A 19838-nucleotide genomic window follows, 5' to 3' on the forward strand; every position below is an offset into this window, starting at 1 on the left:
CTTATTTTTTAATAAGATCATCTAAGATTGTTAAAGCTTCCGAAATAAGGGCACTTGATAGGATTTCTTCTTTTTGTTTTTCAGAAAATTTTTCCAAGAAACTACTTTCTAAAGATGATTTTTTTAAATCATAAGAGTTTTTTGCAATTGTAAAAGGAAATTTTTGTTTATATAAAGTAGTCACTTTTTCAAATATAAAAGAAGACTCATTAATATCATCAAAAACCCCATCAAAAGTAAGGGGAATCATTTTTTCTTTTTTATTAATGAGATAAAAATCAATATCTTTATTAATGCTGTTTACAGTATTAAAATAAGTACTTTTTAAAATTCTTTTTTTACTTTCATTTACAATATAGGAAAAATCATTATTGTATATTTTATACCTAGTTTGAGGTTTAATTTCGTCATTGAGAAGCACCGTTTTAAATTCTTTTTCACGAGAAACAATTTGCTCGAATAAGTTAGGTACTTCTATGTCTGGAATAATTCCAGTAGCTTGGTGACTTTTGCCTGTAATTCTATAAAATTTTTGCACAGTTAAATTAACAAAGTCTTTATTCCATTCTGTATCTTCAACAGGAACAATGCTTTGCATGGTTGCTTTTCCATAGGACGGATTGCCTAAAATTAAAGCTCTTTTGTAATCTTGTAATGCATTGGCAAAAAGTTCACTTGCTGAAGCCGAAAACCCATTGACTAATAATATGATAGGTTCTTCAAAAAGCACGCCTTTATTGTAATCTTTTAAAACTGTTTGATTTTTTTCATTATCAACTGCAATAGTAACGGGTCCGGAATCGATAAATAATCCAGCGAGTTTAATTGCTTCGTCAACATTTCCCCCACCATTATATTGTAGATCGATGATAAGCCCTTTTACATTATCAATTTTGAGTTTGATAATTTCCTTAGCAACGTCATTAGATAAGGTGTTTAAACCATAGTCTGAAGAATAAAAACTAGGAATTTTAATATAACCAAAATTGTTTTTTAAATGTAAAACATAACTGTAAGCAGAATTTTCAAATGCTTTCATGACTTTCTTTTCTAGAAGTACATTAAAAATTTCCCCATCTTTCTTTCTAAACGTAAATTCTAATTCTTTATAATTATCAGAGTAAATGAGGTTTGAAATAAGCTCTATAGAGCTGCAACTCACAGGATGTTCTTCCTCTTTGTATTTAATTTTTAATACTTGATCTCCTGCTTCAATGGTTTCATTTTCAAATGCAGAACTTCCAGGAATAATATCGCTTACAAAAATTTCATCGTTTTCATTAGCATCAAAAAGAATTCCAAACGAACTGTTTACCGCATTTACACTCGATAAAAAATTTGATTTTTCGTCATACGAAAAGTAATCAGTATGTGGATCAAAGTAATTGCAAAATGATTTGAAGAAAATAGTTTTGATTTCTTCTTGAAAAGATTTTTCATCTTGCAATTGATTCTTAATCCTGCATTTAAAAATATCAAATGTTTTTAATTTTTCTTTATTGGATAATGCTACAAAATGTTGTTGTAAAGAATCCTTATTTTTACTCATAAAAGCTATATTTCGCAAAGCTTCATAAGTAATTAATTTTTTTAAGATTTTTTTAATTCCTTTTTCATCAGGGTAAAAACTGTTTTCGTTTTTTGTGAAAAATAACGTGTCATTTGTGTTTAATCCTATATTTTCAGTTTCTAAAATTTCAATATTTTTTAATTTTCGTATTAATCCTTTTTTGTAATATAAAGCAATTTCATCTAAAAAAGAACAATCCTGATTTACAATATAATTATCAATTTGATATTGATGTTTTGCTAGTATATCATATTCCGATTGTAAAAAAACATTTTTTTCTCGATCTAGTTTCTCAATAATAGTTTTAAAAACATAAGAAGAAAGACTATCATCAACCAATTTGGGTTGGCAATGATAGACTTGTATTAATGTATTTATTTTTGAAATAGTGGCGCAATTTTCTTGTTTACTTTGTGAAAAAATAAAATGTAGTGTAAGTAAAAAAAAAGAGACCTTTATTTTCATGTTATTTTTTATAAAATGGCAATTTTACCACTTTTGCTTTTACATCTTTATTGCGAATACGAATGAAAATCTCCGAATCAATACTAGATAAAGCAGTGGGTACATAACCTAATCCAATAGCAATTCCTAAAGAAGGTGATTGTGTTCCAGAAGTTACGATTCCTATAATATTTCCATTTGCATCTGCAATTTCATAATCATGTCTTGGAATACCTCTTTCAATCATTTCAAAAGCGACTAATTTGCGCGTAACACCTTCTTCTTTTTGTTTTTTAAGATTTTCTGAGTTGGTAAAATCTTTCGTAAATTTAGTAATCCATCCTAATCCTGCCTCTAAAGGGGAAGTAGTATCATTAATATCATTTCCATAAAGGCAAAACCCCATTTCTAAACGTAAAGTATCTCTAGCAGCTAATCCAATAGGTTTAATTCCAAAAGCAGCACCTGCTTCAAATACTTTGTTCCAAATTTGTTCTACTTGGTCATTTTTACAATAAATTTCAAAACCACCAGAACCAGTATATCCAGTTGCCGAAATAATTACGTGTTCAAATCCAGCAAAATCAGCTACTTCAAAATGATAGTATTTAATGGCAGCCAAATCTATTGAACTTAAGGATTGCATAGCTTCTACAGCTTTCGGTCCTTGAATAGCAAGTAAAGAATAGTCATCTGAAAGATTTTTCATTTCAACATCTAAATCATTATGAACGGAAATCCATTCCCAATCTTTTTCAATGTTGGAAGCGTTAACTACTAATAAATATTGTTCTTCTTTAATTCGATATACAATTAAATCATCTACAATTCCTCCTTCATTGTTTGGCAAACAAGAATATTGAGCTCTTCCAATTTCTAAAACTGAAGCGTCATTAGAGGTTACTTTTTGGATTAAGGCCAAAGCATTTTTACCCGTTAATAAAAATTCTCCCATGTGTGAAACATCAAAAACGCCTACTGCATTTCTAACGGTTTCGTGTTCTATATTTACACCTTCATATTGAACAGGCATATTGAATCCTGCAAAAGGTACCATTTTTGCTCCTAAACTTTCGTGAATGTGAGATAAAGCTGTGTTTTTCATCGTTTAAATTTTGTGGTGCTAAATTAATTAAATTTACGTGATATAAAAATGTCTGGCAAACATATTATTTGCCAGACATTGTAGAGATCAGTAGTTTAATTTTTCTTTTTCTTTTGCAATTTTAGCCTTGTTGGGCTTGATACTCATCTCGTATTTTTTCTTCTTTTTTAATATCCTCTAAATGAGGTGTAAGAACAGTTTCTAATTCTTCTTCTGTTATTTTTAGTGCTTCAGGATCATTCTTTAAAGCAAACCAAGGTTTTGGTGCATTAAAATCATATTTACCAAATATAATAACAGGTGTACCTTTAATTTTTACTTTATCATCATTCTCTAATACCCATTGCTCTGCAAAATCAAAAAGCATTTTAGCATCTTTTTCTCTTAAACGCATACAGGAATGAGAAGCTGGAAATCCAGGTAATTCATATTGGTGAAAACCAACTCCCAAATTATTAGCCACATTGAAGTTCCATTTTAATAACCATTCATCATTTACCGTACTAGTTGTTTCTTCTGCTTTCCAATTTGTATAGAATAAACCGGTAGGTGTTATTGCTGTTTCTTTACCCATGTTTGTAGGGCCTACATGTGTTAAAATTCCATATTCATACGTAGCAAAACTTTCGCTTGGATACGAAAAAAAGATTATTTTTTTAATTGAATCCAATGCTTTTACTTCAAAAGGGAATGGTAAATAGAATTCTAAATCGCCTGTTAAATCAGTAGGAACTAAAATAGAATCTGTTTTTTTAAGATGCGTTTCATCCATTCTATTCACTGCTAAAAGAATGTCCATTTCCTTAGTTCCTAAAGAATCTAAATTCATTTCTTTGGTATTCAAATAGGAATAGGTATAATTTTTAGGTTTGGTTCTTTCTGGTAACGCTCTTTTTAAGGTAGGTTGTTCTGTTGTATTTTCTTTATTACAAGATGTAAATGCAATAAAAAATAAAAATAATAAGCCAGTAATTCGTTTCATAGTAATTCATTTTTTTCAATACTTCTGTAAAGACAAAAAGTATTGTTTTTAACATTTGGTAAAATTGAAAAAAATACTGGCCTATTGCTTTATATCATTTTGAATAAAATTTATACAATTATCAGAATTTGCTTGTAATTTATTTTGAAAGGTACTCTTTTAAAGCTGCATATTCTTTTATGGGAATACTTTTTTTGTGTTTATTTAAAACGGTTTGTATCTGTTTTGGTATTTTTAATGTGACCGATAAAGTAGGTTCTACGATGTCTAAAAATTTTATTGGATGAGCCGTTTCTAAAAAGAAACCGATACTTTCAGGTTGTAATGCTAATGCTCTTTGTAAGCCCAAATAGCCAACAGCTCCATGTGGCTCTGCAATATAATGGGAATTAGAATAAATCGATTGCATGATTTCTTTGGTTGCTTCATCGGAATACGAATAAGAGGAGAAATCTTTTTCAAACGCCTTTAAATCATTTGTATACATTTCTTGAATTCTAACAAAATTACTTGGATTTCCCACGTCCATTGCATTAGAAATAGTCGCTATAGATGGTTTGGGTTGGTAAACACCATCTCTTAAAAATCTTGGCACCGTATCATTTGCATTAGTAGTGGCTACAAAATGGTGAATGGGTAATCCCATTTTTTTAGCTAAAATACCTGCGCAGATATTTCCAAAATTACCGCTCGGACAAGATGTAATAATAGGTTTGTTGTATTTTTTTAATTCTTTGTAGGCAAAAAAGAAATAAAACATTTGTGGTAGCCAACGTGCGATATTAATTGAATTAGCCGAAGTGAGTTTTTTATGTTTTAAATCTGGATCTAAAAAGGCCTTTTTTACCATATCCTGACAATCATCGAAAACACCATCAACTTCTAAAGCCGTTATGTTTTGACCTAATGTAGTAAGCTGTCTTTCTTGAATATCACTCACTTTTTTGGAAGGGTAGAGGATAACAACATCCACACCTTTAACGCCTAAGAAACCACTCGCAACGGCTCCTCCAGTATCTCCAGAAGTGGCTACTAGCACAGTGTTGTTAGTATCCTTGTCTTTATTGAAATAGCCTAAGCAACGCGACATAAATCGAGCACCAACGTCTTTAAATGCCATAGTTGGTCCGTGAAATAATTCTAATGAAAAGACATTGTTTTCAATTTGTACTAAAGGAAATTTAAAAGATAAAGTTTCCGATATAATTTTTTTCAATTCTTTTTCAGGAATTTCATTTCCAATATAAGGTTGTATTACTTCAAAAGCAATTTCTTCATGTGATAGACTTTCGATAGAATCAAAAAAAGAAGCTTCTAATTTTGGGATTTCTTTTGGAAAATAGAGCCCTTTATCGGGAGCTAAACCATTGGTTACGGCTTCTTGAAATGAAACCAGATGTTCTTTATTATTTAAACTATAGTATTGCATGGTAAATGGATATTGCTTGTTAGATTTATAGTAGTGTAACTCCTTTATCATTTATTTTGGAAAGGTAAATATCAAAAGGGATTCGTGTTTTAGAGTATTGTGTATGCATTGCTTCTGCAACTGTTTCTGCTATTTTTTTGCCTTCACATAAAGCAAAAATGGAAGGTCCAGCACCCGAAATACCAGATCCTAAAGCACCGTTTTGGACTGCTATATTTTTTACTTTTTCAAAATGTGGAATTAAATGTTTTCTAAAAGGTTCTACAACGACATCTTGTAATGATCGACTTATTAAGGCATAATCCTGAGTGTATAAACCAGCAATCAAACCGCCTAAATTTCCCCATTGTGTAATGGCTTTATGAAAAGGTATAGAGGGCTCTAAAACCGCTCTGGCATCAACCGTTTTAACTTCTATATGAGGATGTAAAACAACAGCATAGATTTTTTCAGGACTGGTTATTTTAATCACATCTAAAGGATGGTAACCTCTCACTAAGGTAAAACCACCCAATAAACAGGGTGCCACATTATCGGCATGTTCGCTACCACTAGCTAAAGCTTCTCCCTTCATAGCAAATTCTATTAATTCAGATTTAGAAAAAGGTTTTCCTAGTAATTCATTTACACCAAAAACAGCACCAGCAGCACTTGCTGAGGAGCTACCAATACCGCTACCTGCTTTTATTTTTTTGTGAATTTCTATGGCTATACCAAAATCAATGTCTCTGTTTTCAATTACAGCTAAAGCTGCAACACCGGCTACGTTTTTTGACACTTCATAAGGCAAATCCGCTCCCGTTATTTTCGTAATTTGTATCCCTTTTGTAGTGGTTTTTCTGAATATCATTTCATCACCAATGTTTTCCAAACACAAACCCATTACATCAAACCCACAATTTAAATTGGCTATAGTTGCTGGACAAAATACACGTACTTCCATAAAATCATTTTTAAAAGTTACCAATTCGAATTACATCAGCAAATATTCCAGAAGCAGTTACTGCTGCACCAGCACCAGCACCCTTAATTAAAAGAGGTTGGTCTACATAGCGATCCGTATAAAACTGAACAATATTATCTTTACCTTCTAAATTATAAAACGGACTATCAGATGGAATGAATTCTAATCCAACACTTGCTTTTCCATTTTCAAAAGAAGCTACGAATTTGAGTCGACTGTTTTTTTCTTTGGCTTGAGCCAATAAATTTTCAAAATGCGCATTATGCTTCACTAAAGAGGCAAAGAAAGCTTCATTAGTTGTGGTATTCATACATTCTTCTGGAAGAAAGGAATTGTTTTCAATGTCTTCAATTTCCATTTCGTAACCACTTTCTCTAATTAAAATAAGTATTTTTCGAGCCACATCGATTCCACTTAAATCAATTTTAGGATCTGGTTCTGTAAAACCTTGTACTCCAGCTTCTTTAACTACATCATGGAAGGAATAGGTTTCACTAAAATTATTAAAAATAAAGTTTAAACTTCCCGATAAAACAGCTTGGATTTTATGAACTTTATCACCTGAAACAATAAGATGTTTTAAAGTATCAATAATTGGTAAACCTGCACCAACATTGGTTTCAAAAAGAAATGGAGCATTGTATTTACGCGATAAATTTTTTAAATTTTTGTAATTGTCATATTCAGAAGCAGCAGCAATTTTGTTACAAGTTACTACCGCTATATTTTCTTTCAAAAATTGGTCATAAATAGTTGCTACCTCACTATTAGCCGTTATATCAACAAAAATACTATTTCTGTAATTGAATGCTTTTACCTTTTCAATAAAGAATTTCATATTTGCATCTTCACCTTCATTTAAACAAGTTTTCCATTCTTTTAGAGGAATTCCTTCCGAATCGAAAAACATTTTTCTAGAATTTGACAAAGCGATAACACGAACGTTTAGTTTTAAATGCTCTTTTAAAAATTTCTTTTGTTGGTATATTTGATCAATAAATTTTTCACCCACATTACCTACACCCATAACGAAAAGGTTCAACTGTTTCGTATTGTCTTCAAAGAAGCGTTCGTGTAAGGTGTTTAAAGCTTTTCGTACGTCTTTTTTAGCAATAACTACCGATATATTTCTTTCAGAAGCTCCTTGTGCAATAGCGCGAATATTTACATTGTTTTTGCCTAAAGTACTAAACATTTTACCACTTAAGCCTTGATGGTTTTTCATGTTTTCACCAACTAAAGCCACGATGCATAAATCTTCTTCAACGATACAAGCCTCAATTTTATGTTGTGCAATTTCAATTTCAAAAGTTGCATCAATCGCCTGTTTTGCAAGTTCAGCATCTTGATTTTGAATACCAATACAAATCGAGTGTTCTGAAGAGGCTTGCGTAATGAAAATGACATTAATGTTATGATTTGAAAGTGTTTCAAACAAACGTTTAGATGATCCTGAAACGCCAATCATGCCAGAACCTTCTAGAGTTATCAATGCAATAGATTCAATATGAGAAATTCCTTTTATTGGATTCCCATTTGATTTGGATTGATTTGAAATTAAGGTGCCAAATGCATCGGGTTCAAAAGTATTTTTAATCCAGATAGGAATATTTAAATCCAAAACGGGTTGGATGGTTGGAGGATACAATACTTTAGCTCCAAAATGAGATAATTCCATCGCTTCTTGATAGCTAATTGAAGCAATTGGTTGCGCTTGTTTTACAATTTTTGGATTTGCTGTATACATGCCATTCACATCGGTCCATATTTCTAAAGTAGAAGCTTGTAAAGCTGCCGCTAGTATTGCTGCTGTATAATCAGAACCACCACGACCTAAAGTGGTAGTGTTTCCATTTGCAGAAGAAGCAATAAATCCCGGAAAAACGAGAACTGTAGCTTGTTTTGTTTTAAAAAAAGTTTTAATAAATGCATTGGTAGTTTTGAAATCTACTGTAGCTTTACCAAAATTTGTATTTGTTTTAATAACTTCTCGACTATCTTTAAATTCCGTTGATGGAATTACTTTTTGAAGAGCAACTGCAATAATTTGTGAAGATAATAATTCACCAAAACTTAAAATACGGTCTGCCGTTTTAGGAGTTAATTCTCCCAATAAAAAACAACCATCTAATAAGGTTTGTAATTGTTTGAATTCTGTTGTTAATAAGCTAATTACCTGCTCTTTTTTATCTTTTTCAAGGAGATTTTCAACTACTTCGTAATGTTTGTTTTGAATTTGTTGCAAGATATTTTTATACTGCTCTTCTTTTGCTGCTGCGGTGTTAGAAGCTAGAAGTAATAAGTCGGTTACGCCACTAAATGCAGAAACTACTATTGCTAAATTATTATTGCTTTCTTTTGATTTACTTGAAATAATTTCAATTACTTTTTTAATGTTTTGGTCATTGGCAACAGAGGTACCACCAAATTTTAATACATTCATGATTGTTTGCTTAAATATGTATACTTAGAATTTTATCTTTCGAACGAAAAATATATAATATGGGATTATATGTAATTGATTATACCCCTACGGGGTAATAGTTGTCATAGCAATAGTGCCAACCGTAGTGCCGGTTGTGATAGAAGTACTATATGTTTTTTCGCTATGTAACATAGTTTCAAATATAAATACTATTTTTTTGCAAAAAAAATTAAGAAACAATTTTTACGAATACTTTATTTTAGGCTTCATAAAAATCACTAAAAAGCAATATTGATAAATTTGATATATAATGATTATCAATATGATAATAAAATAGTAGTTAAAAATGTTGTTTTTTAACAATTGTTTGCAGAATTTTGGACTTTTAAATGCAAAAAATGGAGACAATACATTATATAAGTTCTGATTTACTTTCGATTGACCAAATAGAAAGCATTGTTATACAAGACTTAAAATTAGAATTATCTGAAGAAGCAAGAGCCAATATTGTAAAATGTAGAATGTATTTGGATGACAAATTAAAGTCTAATGAAAAACCAATTTATGGAATTAATACAGGTTTCGGTTCTTTATGTAATGTAAAAATTTCAAATGAAAATTTATCAAAGTTGCAAGAAAACTTGGTAAAATCACATGCTTGTGGAACTGGAGAAGAAGTGCCACAAGAGATAGTGAAAATTATGTTATTATTAAAGATTCAATCTTTGAGTTATGGTCATTCTGGTGTACAACTAGAAACTGTTGAACGTTTGATTGATTTTTACAATAATGGTATTTTTCCTGTAATATATAACCAAGGTTCGTTAGGTGCAAGTGGAGATTTAGCACCATTAGCACATTTATCATTACCACTTTTAGGAGAAGGGGAAGTGTATTGTGATGGTTTTAGACAACCTGCCAATAAAGTTTTAGAGAAGATGGGTTGGGAACCTATTACATTGCAATCTAAAGAAGGTTTGGCATTATTAAATGGCACTCAATTTATGAGCGCATATGGTGTTTATATCCTAATTAAGTCTTGTAAGCTTTCTTATTTAGCAGATGTAATAAGTGCTATTTCGTTAGAAGGTTTTGACGGTAGAATAGAGCCTTTTACGGATTTAATACATTTGGTACGACCTCATAAAGGTCAGGTTCAAACTGCTGAACGAATGCGAGACCTATTGGAAGGAAGTGAAATAATAGCGCAAGAGAAAAAACATGTACAAGATCCTTATTCTTTTAGATGTATACCTCAAGTACATGGAGCCAGTAAAGACACTATAGATTATGTTAAAAGAGTGTTTCGTACTGAAATTAATTCGGTAACGGATAACCCAAATATTTTTGTTTCTGAAGATATGATTGTTTCTGGTGGAAATTTTCATGGACAGCCTTTAGCATTGGCACTTGACTTTTTAGGCATTGCGTTAGCTGAATTTGGTAGTATTTCTGAAAGAAGAACGTATCAATTGATTTCTGGGTTAAGAGAATTACCTGCTTTTTTAGTAAGCGATCCAGGATTGAATTCTGGTTTTATGATTCCTCAATATACGGCAGCAAGTATTGTAAGTCAGAATAAACAATTAGCAACTCCAGCAAGTGTAGATAGTATAGTGTCTAGTAATGGACAGGAAGATCATGTAAGTATGGGAGCAAATGCAGCTACTAAAACGTTACGAATTGTAGATAATTTAGAGCGAATTTTAGCAATTGAATTGTTAAATGCATCACAAGCTATTGAGTTTAGAAGACCATTAAAATCGAGTGATTTTATCGAAATGTTTCTAAAATCGTATCGTGAAGAAGTACCTTCAGTAGAAGAAGACAGAATTTTGCATTATGATATTGAAAAGACCATAGCTTTTTTACAAAGCTTTCAAGTAGAACATGAAGTTTTGTAAGCATAAATATCCTATAAAAAAAGCGTAATTTTTTAATTACGCTTTTTTTATTTTATTGATTAAAGGAATAGGATAGTAGCTAATCCTAGAAGAGCAGGAATTCCTTGTACATAAAATATTCTTTTACTTACCGAATAAGCTCCATATAAACCAGCAATTAAAACACAACTTAAGAAGAAAATGGCAATATTTTTACTCCAAGTAACATCGGAAACTAATAAGGACCAAACCAATCCGGCTACTAAAAAGCCATTATAAAGCCCTTGGTTCGCTGCTAGTGTTTTAGTTTTAGGAAATAAATCTTTCGGAAAGTTTCTAAAAACTTTAGGAGCTTTGGTTGTCCATGCAAACATTTCTAACCATAAGAAATAAGTGTGTAATAAGGCTACAATAGCAATAATTATTTGTGAAAATATATTCATTTTTTTTTATGTTTTTAGTGTTCTATTGATTTTTCGATTCTTGTATCTGGAATAATCCACATGATGGCTACAATTACAAAGATAAAAGGCGCTAACCCATATATAAATTGTAAGGATAGTAAAGCGATTAGATAAAGTACTACTGAAATTTTGCCTTTGAAATCTTTACCAATAGCCCTTAATAAAAGGGAATCATTTCCATCTGCAGCAATGATTCTATTGGTTAATATCCAATACGATATACCTGCCATCAAAAGATTAAAACCATATAAGGACATAGGGTCACATTCAGTAATGTGTTCTCCTAACCATGAAGTGGTAAATGGGATAAGTGACAGCCAAAATAATAAATTCATATTGGCCCATAAAATACCAGATGTAATTTTAGTAACAGTATGCATTAAATGATGGTGATTGTTCCAATAGATGGCCAAATAGATAAAACTTAAAACATAACTTAAAAACTTTGGTGCTAAAGATTTTAAATCTTCAATTTCAAAACCTTCAGGTGCTTTTAATTCTAAGACCATTATGGTAATGATAATGGCTAAAACACCATCACTAAAGGCTTCAAGTCTATTTTTTTTCATGTTTTATCAATTTAAATGATTATTTCCATTTAAAGTTTTTTTCGATAGCCTTAATCATTTCTCCCGCAATATCTTTATTTGTCGCGCCTTCAATTCCTTCTAAACCAGGAGACGAATTTACTTCTAGTAATAACGGACCTTTACTAGAACGGATAATATCAACACCTGCTACTTTTAAATCCATAGCTTTAGCTGCTTTAATGGCAATTTTCTTTTCTTCTGGGGTTACTTTTACCACTGAAGCAGAACCTCCCATATGAATATTAGCTCTAAATTCACCTGGAGCAGCTTCTCTTTGCATCGCAGCAACGACTTTACCATCTACAACAAACAAGCGTAAATCCTTACCATTAGCTTCTTTTATAAATTCTTGTACTAAAATATTTGCATTTAAACTTTTGAAAGCATTAATTACCGATTCTGCAGCTTTTTTAGTTTCTGCTAAAACCACTCCTTTACCTTGCGTGCCTTCTAATAGCTTAACAATCAGTGGAGAACCACCTACCATTTTAATTAAATCGTCTGTGTCTAAAGGCGAATTTGCAAAACCAGTTGTAGGAATATCTACTCCATTATTAAGAAGTAATTGTAACGAAAATAACTTATCTCGAGATTGTGTTATGGCAGCAGCATTGTTTAAGGCAAATACTTTTAAGGCTTCAAATTGACGTGTTAAAGCACAGCCATAATAGGTCATACTAGGTCTAATTCTAGGAATAACAGCATCAAAATCGTTTAAAATTTTTCCACCTCTATAATGAATTTCAGGATTGTCTGCATCCAATTTCATATAGCAATATTTCAGATTTAAGAAGTGCATTTCATGACCTCTTAATTCACCTGCTTCCATAATTCTTCTATTGCTATAGAGTTCCGGATTACTAGCTAACACACCAATGCGCAAACCTTTCTTTTCTTTGGAATTGTCAAAATAGAATTCTTTTAATTTTTCATTAGAAGGTTGGCCCAAGACATATTTCTTTTCAGGATCAACTAATATTCTACCCGACATAGCTTCTCTTCCCAATAGCATTCGAAATCCCATAGAATCTCTATTGGTTAAAGTAAGTTCTACTTCCCATTTCTTACCTCCAATTTCTAAAATGGTTTTAATAACAAATCTTCTTTCACGGTAACCGCTGGAGCTTTTTACGATTCTTTGATCGACTAATTCTGCTTCACAATGAATGATTGTTTTTGCATTATTTTGGATAGGATTAATGTCAAATTTTACCCAATCAACACCATCTTTTTGAAAGGTTTTTAAGTTGGTAGCATGTAGAGCAGAAGTTTTAGCTCCTGAATCGACTCTTGCTTTAATCGTAGGAATTCCTAAAGTAGGGAAGGAGCACCATTCTTCACTACCAACAATTACTTTGTCTTGCATTCTATTTTTAATTTATTTCTAAAGTAGTATTTTTTTTTGATATACAATTTTTTGAAGCGAAAAAAAACCTACTATTTAGTAGGTTTTTCTGATTTCTTAATTTTAATGGTTAACTCGTTACTCGACTCGTCTAAATCCATAAAAATTTGATCTCCTTCATGTATTTTGGAAGTAATAATTTCTTCTGCTAATGCATCTTCCACATATTTTTGAATCGCTCTTTTTAAGGGTCTTGCTCCAAATTGCTTATCAAAACCTTTTTCAGCAATGTAATCTTTCGCCTTTTCAGATAATTTTAAATCATATCCTAGGTCTTTAATTCTTAGATATAATTTATCCATTTCAATATCAATAATTAAATCAATATCTGCTTTTTCTAAAGCATTGAATACAATTACATCGTCAATACGGTTTAAGAATTCAGGAGCAAAAGCTTTCTTCAAAGCGTTTTCAATGATTCCTTTCGAATGCTCATCTGCTTGAAGTGTTTTTGCAGAAGTACCAAAACCTACTCCTTGTCCAAAATCTTTTAATTGACGTGCACCCACATTTGAAGTCATTATGATGATAGTGTTCCTAAAGTCGATTTTTCGGCCTAAACTATCCGTTAAATGACCATCATCTAAAACTTGAAGCATCATATTAAATACGTCTGGATGTGCTTTTTCAATTTCATCTAAAAGAACAACACAGTATGGTTTTCTTCTCACTTTTTCAGTCAATTGACCGCCTTCTTCATAACCTACATATCCTGGAGGAGCACCTACTAATCTTGAAATAGCAAATTTCTCCATATATTCACTCATGTCAATACGAATTAAAGCATCTTCAGAATCAAAAAGTTCTTTGGCGAGCACTTTGGCTAATTGGGTTTTACCCACACCTGTTTGACCTAAAAAGATAAAGGAACCAATTGGTTTATTAGGATCTTTTAATCCCGCTCTATTTCTTTGAATGGCTTTTGCTATTTTTTCAACAGCATCATTTTGGCCAATTACTTTACCTTTTATTAATTCAGGAAGTTTTGCTAGTTTATTACTTTCCGTTTGTGCAATTCTATTTACAGGAATTCCAGTCATCATAGAAACCACATCAGCCACATTGTCTTCAGTTACGGTAACACGGTTGTTTTTAGCATCTTCCTCCCATTGTTCTTGAGCAATGGCTAATTCTTTTTCAATTCGTTTTTCGTCATCTCTTAACTTAGCTGCTTCCTCGTATTTTTGTTTTTTGACCACGGTATTTTTCAATTCCCTTACATCTTCTAATTGTTTTTCTAATTCAAGAATTTGTTTCGGAACATCAATATTTACGATATGAACTCGTGAACCTGCTTCATCTAAAGCATCAATAGCCTTGTCTGGTAAAAAACGATCCGTCATGTAACGATTCGTTAACTTAACACAAGCTTCTACAGCTTCATTTGTATAGGTTACATTATGATGGTCTTCGTATTTACCTTTAATGTTATTCAAAATAGTGATGGTTTCTTCCACAGATGTTGGTTCCACAATTACTTTTTGAAAGCGTCTTTCCAATGCACCATCTTTCTCTATATACTGACGGTATTCATCTAAAGTTGTAGCTCCTACACATTGGATTTCACCTCTTGCTAAAGCAGGTTTGAACATGTTAGAGGCATCTAATGATCCTGTAGCGCCACCTGCACCTACAATAGTATGAATTTCATCAATAAAAAGAATAATATCATCATTCTTTTCTAATTCATTCATCACCGCTTTCATACGCTCTTCAAATTGACCTCTATATTTAGTACCAGCAACAAGGCTCGCTAAATCAAGAGTTACCACTCTTTTATTAAAGAGAATACGAGAAACTTTTTTCTTTACAATTCGCAAAGCTAATCCTTCTGCAATTGCTGATTTACCAACACCTGGTTCACCAATTAAAAGCGGATTGTTTTTCTTTCTTCGGCTTAAAATTTGGGAAACCCTTTCAATTTCTTTTTCACGACCAACTACAGGATCTAATTTTCCTTCTTCTGCCATTTCTGTCAGGTCGCGACCAAAATTATCTAAAACGGGTGTTTTCGATTTTTTATTTGTTTTGTTCCCAGAAGTAGGGTTATTAAAACCACTATCTCTAGCACCATCCTCTTGTCCAGATTCATCATTGAATTCGGCTTTCGGAAGGTCTTCTGAATATTCGTTTTCGTTTGTTATCATAGCTGTATATTGATCTTTAATCAATTCGTAATCTAATTTTAATTTGTTTAATAACTTCGTTGTTGGGTCATTTTCATTGCGTAAAATGCACAACAGCAAATGTGCTGTACTAATAGTTGCACTATTGTAAAGCTTGGCTTCTAAAAAAGTAGTTTTTAAGGCTCTTTCTGCTTGTCGGGTTAAATGAAGATTTTTTTTATCATTATTTTGATTCGATACAGAACTAGCAGGACTTAATACTTCAACTTTTTTTCTTAGATAATCAAAATCTACGGCAAGATTATTTAAGATAGCCATTGCTTTTCCTTGTCCTTCTCTAAGCAGACCAAGAATAAGATGCTCCGTTCCAATAAAGTCGTGCCCTAATCGTAAGGCTTCTTCTTTACTAAAAGAAATAACATCTTTAACTCTTGGTGAAAAATTATCGTCCATATGTTAGAAATTGTAATGTAAATATACTAAGATATCAAGTAATAAGCAAAAAATATGCCTTTTATAGAATCAATAGCTAATTGACAAAAAAAAAATGACAAAAAAAAATTCTTGTCAGTTCTTTTGATATGTTTTTTTAAGAATTCATTGTTAATAAATCATTTAAATTTATATTTTAAATCAAGGTTAAAGATGAGAAAAAGCTGTATATTGGCACGTTAAAGAAAAATATAATTTTAATATAAATGTTTATGTCTGAAGGAGAAAAATTAATTCCTATTAACATTGAAGATGAAATGAAATCAGCCTACATTGATTATTCAATGTCGGTTATTGTATCAAGAGCACTTCCAGATGTTAGAGACGGTTTAAAACCGGTACATCGAAGAGTTTTATTTGGTATGCATGAATTAGGAATTAGATCAAATAGTGCTTATAAAAAATCTGCAAGAATTGTTGGAGAAGTATTAGGTAAGTACCACCCTCATGGAGATACATCTGTATATGACGCTATGGTGCGTATGGCTCAAGAATGGAGTTTACGTTATTTAATGGTTGATGGGCAAGGTAACTTTGGTTCTGTTGATGGTGATAGCCCAGCAGCAATGCGTTATACTGAAGCTAGAATGCGTAAAATTTCAGAAGACATGTTGGCAGATATTGAAAAAGAAACTGTTGACTTTCAATTGAATTTTGATGACTCATTAGAAGAGCCAAAAGTATTACCAACTAAAGTTCCTACCTTATTAATAAACGGTGCATCTGGTATTGCCGTAGGTATGGCAACAAATATGCCTCCGCACAATATTTCAGAAGTTATTGACGGTACATTAGCCTATATCGACAATAACGATATTGAAATTGATGAATTAATGCAATATGTTAAAGCACCAGATTTTCCAACGGGAGGAATTATCTATGGATATGAAGGTGTACGAGAGGCTTTTAAAACAGGTAGAGGTCGTATCGTTATGCGTGCCAAAGCTAATTTTGAAGAATCGAATAATAGAGAAGCCATTATTGTAACTGAAATTCCTTACCAAGTGAATAAAGCAGATATGATTAAAAAAACTGCAGACTTGGTAAATGAAAAGAAAATTGAGGGAATTTCTGCCATTCGTGATGAATCGGATCGAAATGGGATGCGTATTGTGTATGAACTAAAACGAGATGCGGTTCCAAATGTAGTATTAAATACGTTATATAAATATACCCAACTACAATCTTCTTTTAGTGTAAATAATATTGCTTTGGTTAACGGAAGACCCGAAATGTTGAATCTTAAAGATTTGATTCATCATTTTGTGGAACATCGTCATGAAGTTGTTGTTAGAAGAGCACAATATGAATTAAGAAAAGCAGAAGAAAGAGCACATATCTTAGAAGGATTAATTATTGCATCGGATAATATTGATGAAGTAATTGCTTTAATTCGTGCTTCTAAAGATGGTGAAGAAGCAAGAGCTAAATTAATAGATCGCTTTAAGTTAACTGAAATCCAAGCACGTGCTATTGTTGAGATGCGTTTGCGTCAATTAACAGGTCTGGAACAAGATAAATTAAGAGCGGAATATGAAGAAATCATGAAGTTAATTAATGGTTTAAAAGAGTTGTTAGCAAGCAAAGACTTGAGAATGGAACTTATTAAGACCGAATTAACTGAAATGAAAGAGAAATATGGGGATGAAAGACGTTCAATAATTGAATATTCGGGTGGTGATGTAAGTATTGAAGATTTAATTGCTGACGAGCAAGTTGTGGTTACAATTTCTCATGCAGGATATATCAAACGTACTTCCTTAACGGAATATAAAACTCAAAATAGAGGAGGAGTTGGTCAAAAAAGTGCAGCTACAAGAGATCAAGATTTCTTAGAACACTTATTTGTGGCTACAAATCATCAGTATTTGATGTATTTTACTCAAAAAGGAAAATGCTACTGGATGCGTGTTTTTGAAATTCCAGAAGGAACTAAAGCAAGTAAAGGTAGAGCGATTCAAAATCTAATCAATATTGAACCAGATGATAAAGTGAAAGCTTTCATTTGTACTCAAGATTTAAAAGATGAAGAATACATCAACAGTCATTTTGTCATTATGGCTACCAAAAAAGGTCAGGTTAAGAAAACACCTTTAGAACAATATTCGAGACCGCGTCAAAATGGTATTAATGCGATTACTATTAAAGAAGACGATGAACTGTTAGAAGCAAAATTGACTACTGGAAACAGTCAGGTTTTAATTGCTGTTAAATCAGGTAAGTTAGTGCGTTTTGAAGAAAGCAAAACTAGACCAATGGGAAGAACCGCTTCTGGAGTGAGAGGGATTACTTTAGCTGATGATAAAGATGAGGTAATAGGTATGGTGTCTATTGATCAAAGTCATATTAATGATTCACAAATTTTAGTGGTGACTGAAAATGGTTATGGTAAACGTACCAAATTAGTCGATGATGATGGAGAAGATGTTTACAGAATTACCAACCGTGGAGGAAAGGGAGTTAAGACGTTAAATATTACTGAAAAAACAGGAGCTCTTATTGCTATTAATGCAGTAACAGACGAGGATGATTTAATGATTATTAACAAATCAGGATTGACCATTCGAATGGAAATTTCGGACCTTAGAGTTATGGGAAGAGCCACACAAGGGGTTCGATTAATCAACTTAAAAGGAAATGATTCTATTGCTGCTGTAACTAAGGTTTTACGAGAAGAGGAAGCCGAAATTGATGCCGAAATCGACGAAGCCGAAAATTCTGGTACAGAATTTGATGCTTCTGAAACAAATGAATAAATAAGTAAAGCCCAAAAGAAATTTTGGGCTTTATAATAAAAATAAACTATAAAAAGAATTAGAAAAATGAAACAATTATTTTTAGGCTTAACTGCCTTAATTTCAATGACTGCCTTTAGCCAAAAAGAAGAATTGAAAACATTAAAAAAGCTTTATGGAAAAGAAACACTTTCAGCTGATGAATTAAAAGAATATAAAGAAGCATCTGACAAATTAAATGTAAATGCAGCTTCAGAATCAGATAAAGTATATGCCAAATTGTTCAAAACCATTTACCCTGCTTTAGAATATGATTCAAAAGGTGTTAATGCCACTATAGCTGATAAAACAAAGTTAATGAATCCAGATTTTTTAGCAGAATACGGAATAGTCTTAGATAAAACTATTGCTTTCGAAGAAAAATCAGGAAAAAAGATGCTTTCTGATGCTTTGAAAAAAGAAAAAGATGAATTTAGAGATTTTTTATATGGATCTGCTACTCAATTGTTTAAAGATTCTAGTTATAGAGAAGCGTCATTAATGTTTCATAATTTATATGTTTTTGATCCAAAAAATGAGGGTATTGCACTTAATAATTCTGCGGAATTAGCTGTTCAAGCTCAAGACTATCTTTTAGCTGAAAAGTTTTATGAAGATTTGAAAGAGAGTGATTATTTAAAAAGTGGTTATAATTACTATGCTGTACCAAAAACGAGTTCACAAGAAATTTTGTATCCAAGTAAAGAAGATAGAGATAGACAAGTGAAGTTAGGTGTTGCTGACAATCCTAGAGATATGAAAATGTCAGTTAAGAAACCTGATGTTTACAAAATGATTGCGAGATTAGCTTTCCAAAATAAAGATTATCAAAAAACTAAAAAAGCATTAGAAGAAGCAAAACCTTTAAACCCAAATGATGCTGATTTACTAGAAACTGAATTCCAATTGAATTTTACATTAGGATATGACTTTTTAAAAGAGGATAATAAATTGGTAGATGAAATTAATAAAAGTGTTGCAGATAAAGTAAAATATGATGAATTAATGGAAAAGAGAAAGAAAACATTTAAAGCTTCTTTACCTTATCTTGAAAAAGCGTATCAATTAAAACCATCGGATAATAATACAAAAATTTTATTGCGCTCTGCTTATGAAATTCTAGATATGAAAGATAAAGCGGCAACAATTAATTAAGAATTAAAATTTCAATTGTTATAAAAAAAG

At 31.7% G+C, this 19838-nt stretch carries 13 protein-coding genes; 3 read left to right on the forward strand and 10 right to left on the reverse strand.

Going from position 1 to position 19838, the window contains the following annotated elements; all coding sequences use genetic code 11:
- Position 1: 1 nt before the first annotated feature.
- From FHG05_RS12645 to thrA, 6 genes are all read right to left on the reverse strand, one after another.
- Complete coding sequence (locus FHG05_RS12645) at positions 2-2035, reverse strand: S41 family peptidase (RefSeq protein ID WP_140998391.1); 2034 nt, start codon at positions 2033-2035, stop codon at positions 2-4.
- Between the two features lies 1 nt (position 2036).
- Positions 2037-3119: a glycine cleavage system aminomethyltransferase GcvT gene (gene gcvT / locus FHG05_RS12650; RefSeq protein ID WP_140998392.1), complete on the reverse strand. Its 1083-nt coding sequence runs from the start codon at positions 3117-3119 to the stop codon at positions 2037-2039.
- Between the two features lie 121 nt (positions 3120-3240).
- Entirely contained in the window at positions 3241-4101 is an 861-nt protein-coding gene (locus FHG05_RS12655; RefSeq protein WP_140998393.1) for a L,D-transpeptidase, read from the reverse strand.
- A 139-nt stretch (positions 4102-4240) separates the two neighbouring features.
- A complete protein-coding gene (gene thrC / locus FHG05_RS12660) occupies positions 4241-5530 on the reverse strand; it encodes a threonine synthase (RefSeq protein ID WP_140998412.1) in 1290 nt (429 codons plus the stop codon).
- Between the two features lie 25 nt (positions 5531-5555).
- Positions 5556-6473, reverse strand: a complete 918-nt coding sequence (locus FHG05_RS12665; protein WP_140998394.1) for a homoserine kinase — start codon at positions 6471-6473, stop codon at positions 5556-5558.
- Positions 6474-6483: 10 nt separating this feature from the next.
- The gene (gene thrA / locus FHG05_RS12670; RefSeq protein WP_140998395.1) at positions 6484-8937 is read right to left on the reverse strand and encodes a bifunctional aspartate kinase/homoserine dehydrogenase I; all 2454 of its coding nucleotides are present in this window, start codon (positions 8935-8937) and stop codon (positions 6484-6486) included.
- Between the two features lie 380 nt (positions 8938-9317).
- On the opposite strand from thrA, the gene hutH reads away from it, so the two are divergent.
- On the forward strand, positions 9318-10823 hold the full coding sequence (gene hutH / locus FHG05_RS12675) for a histidine ammonia-lyase (protein ID WP_140998396.1): 1506 nt from the start codon (positions 9318-9320) through the stop codon (positions 10821-10823).
- Between the two features lie 59 nt (positions 10824-10882).
- Here the strand turns inward: hutH and FHG05_RS12680 are convergent, their stop codons facing one another.
- The 4 genes from FHG05_RS12680 to FHG05_RS12695 all read right to left on the reverse strand — a co-directional run bounded on the left by FHG05_RS12680 (position 10883) and on the right by FHG05_RS12695 (position 15840).
- Positions 10883-11245 carry a DUF1304 domain-containing protein gene (locus FHG05_RS12680; protein ID WP_140998397.1) on the reverse strand — a complete coding sequence of 121 codons (363 nt, stop codon included), beginning with the start codon at positions 11243-11245 and terminating at the stop codon, positions 10883-10885.
- Positions 11246-11259: 14 nt separating this feature from the next.
- Positions 11260-11835 (reverse strand): TMEM175 family protein, encoded by a 576-nt coding sequence (locus tag FHG05_RS12685; protein WP_140998398.1) that lies wholly within the window; start codon positions 11833-11835, stop codon positions 11260-11262.
- A 19-nt stretch (positions 11836-11854) separates the two neighbouring features.
- Complete coding sequence (gene rimK, locus FHG05_RS12690) at positions 11855-13222, reverse strand: 30S ribosomal protein S6--L-glutamate ligase (RefSeq protein ID WP_140998399.1); 1368 nt, start codon at positions 13220-13222, stop codon at positions 11855-11857.
- A gap of 71 nt (positions 13223-13293) precedes the next feature.
- Positions 13294-15840: an ATP-dependent Clp protease ATP-binding subunit gene (locus tag FHG05_RS12695; RefSeq protein WP_140998400.1), complete on the reverse strand. Its 2547-nt coding sequence runs from the start codon at positions 15838-15840 to the stop codon at positions 13294-13296.
- A gap of 251 nt (positions 15841-16091) precedes the next feature.
- Between FHG05_RS12695 and gyrA the strand changes: the two genes are divergently transcribed.
- Positions 16092-18635, forward strand: coding sequence for a DNA gyrase subunit A (gene gyrA / locus FHG05_RS12700; protein WP_140998401.1), 2544 nt, complete (start codon positions 16092-16094; stop codon positions 18633-18635).
- A 66-nt stretch (positions 18636-18701) separates the two neighbouring features.
- The gene (locus FHG05_RS12705) at positions 18702-19808 is read left to right on the forward strand and encodes a hypothetical protein (protein ID WP_140998402.1); all 1107 of its coding nucleotides are present in this window, start codon (positions 18702-18704) and stop codon (positions 19806-19808) included.
- The last annotated feature ends 30 nt before the right edge of the window (positions 19809-19838 follow it).

The sequence above is a fragment of the Flavobacterium profundi genome, assembly GCF_006491645.1.
GTDB lineage: Bacteria > Bacteroidota > Bacteroidia > Flavobacteriales > Flavobacteriaceae > Flavobacterium > Flavobacterium profundi.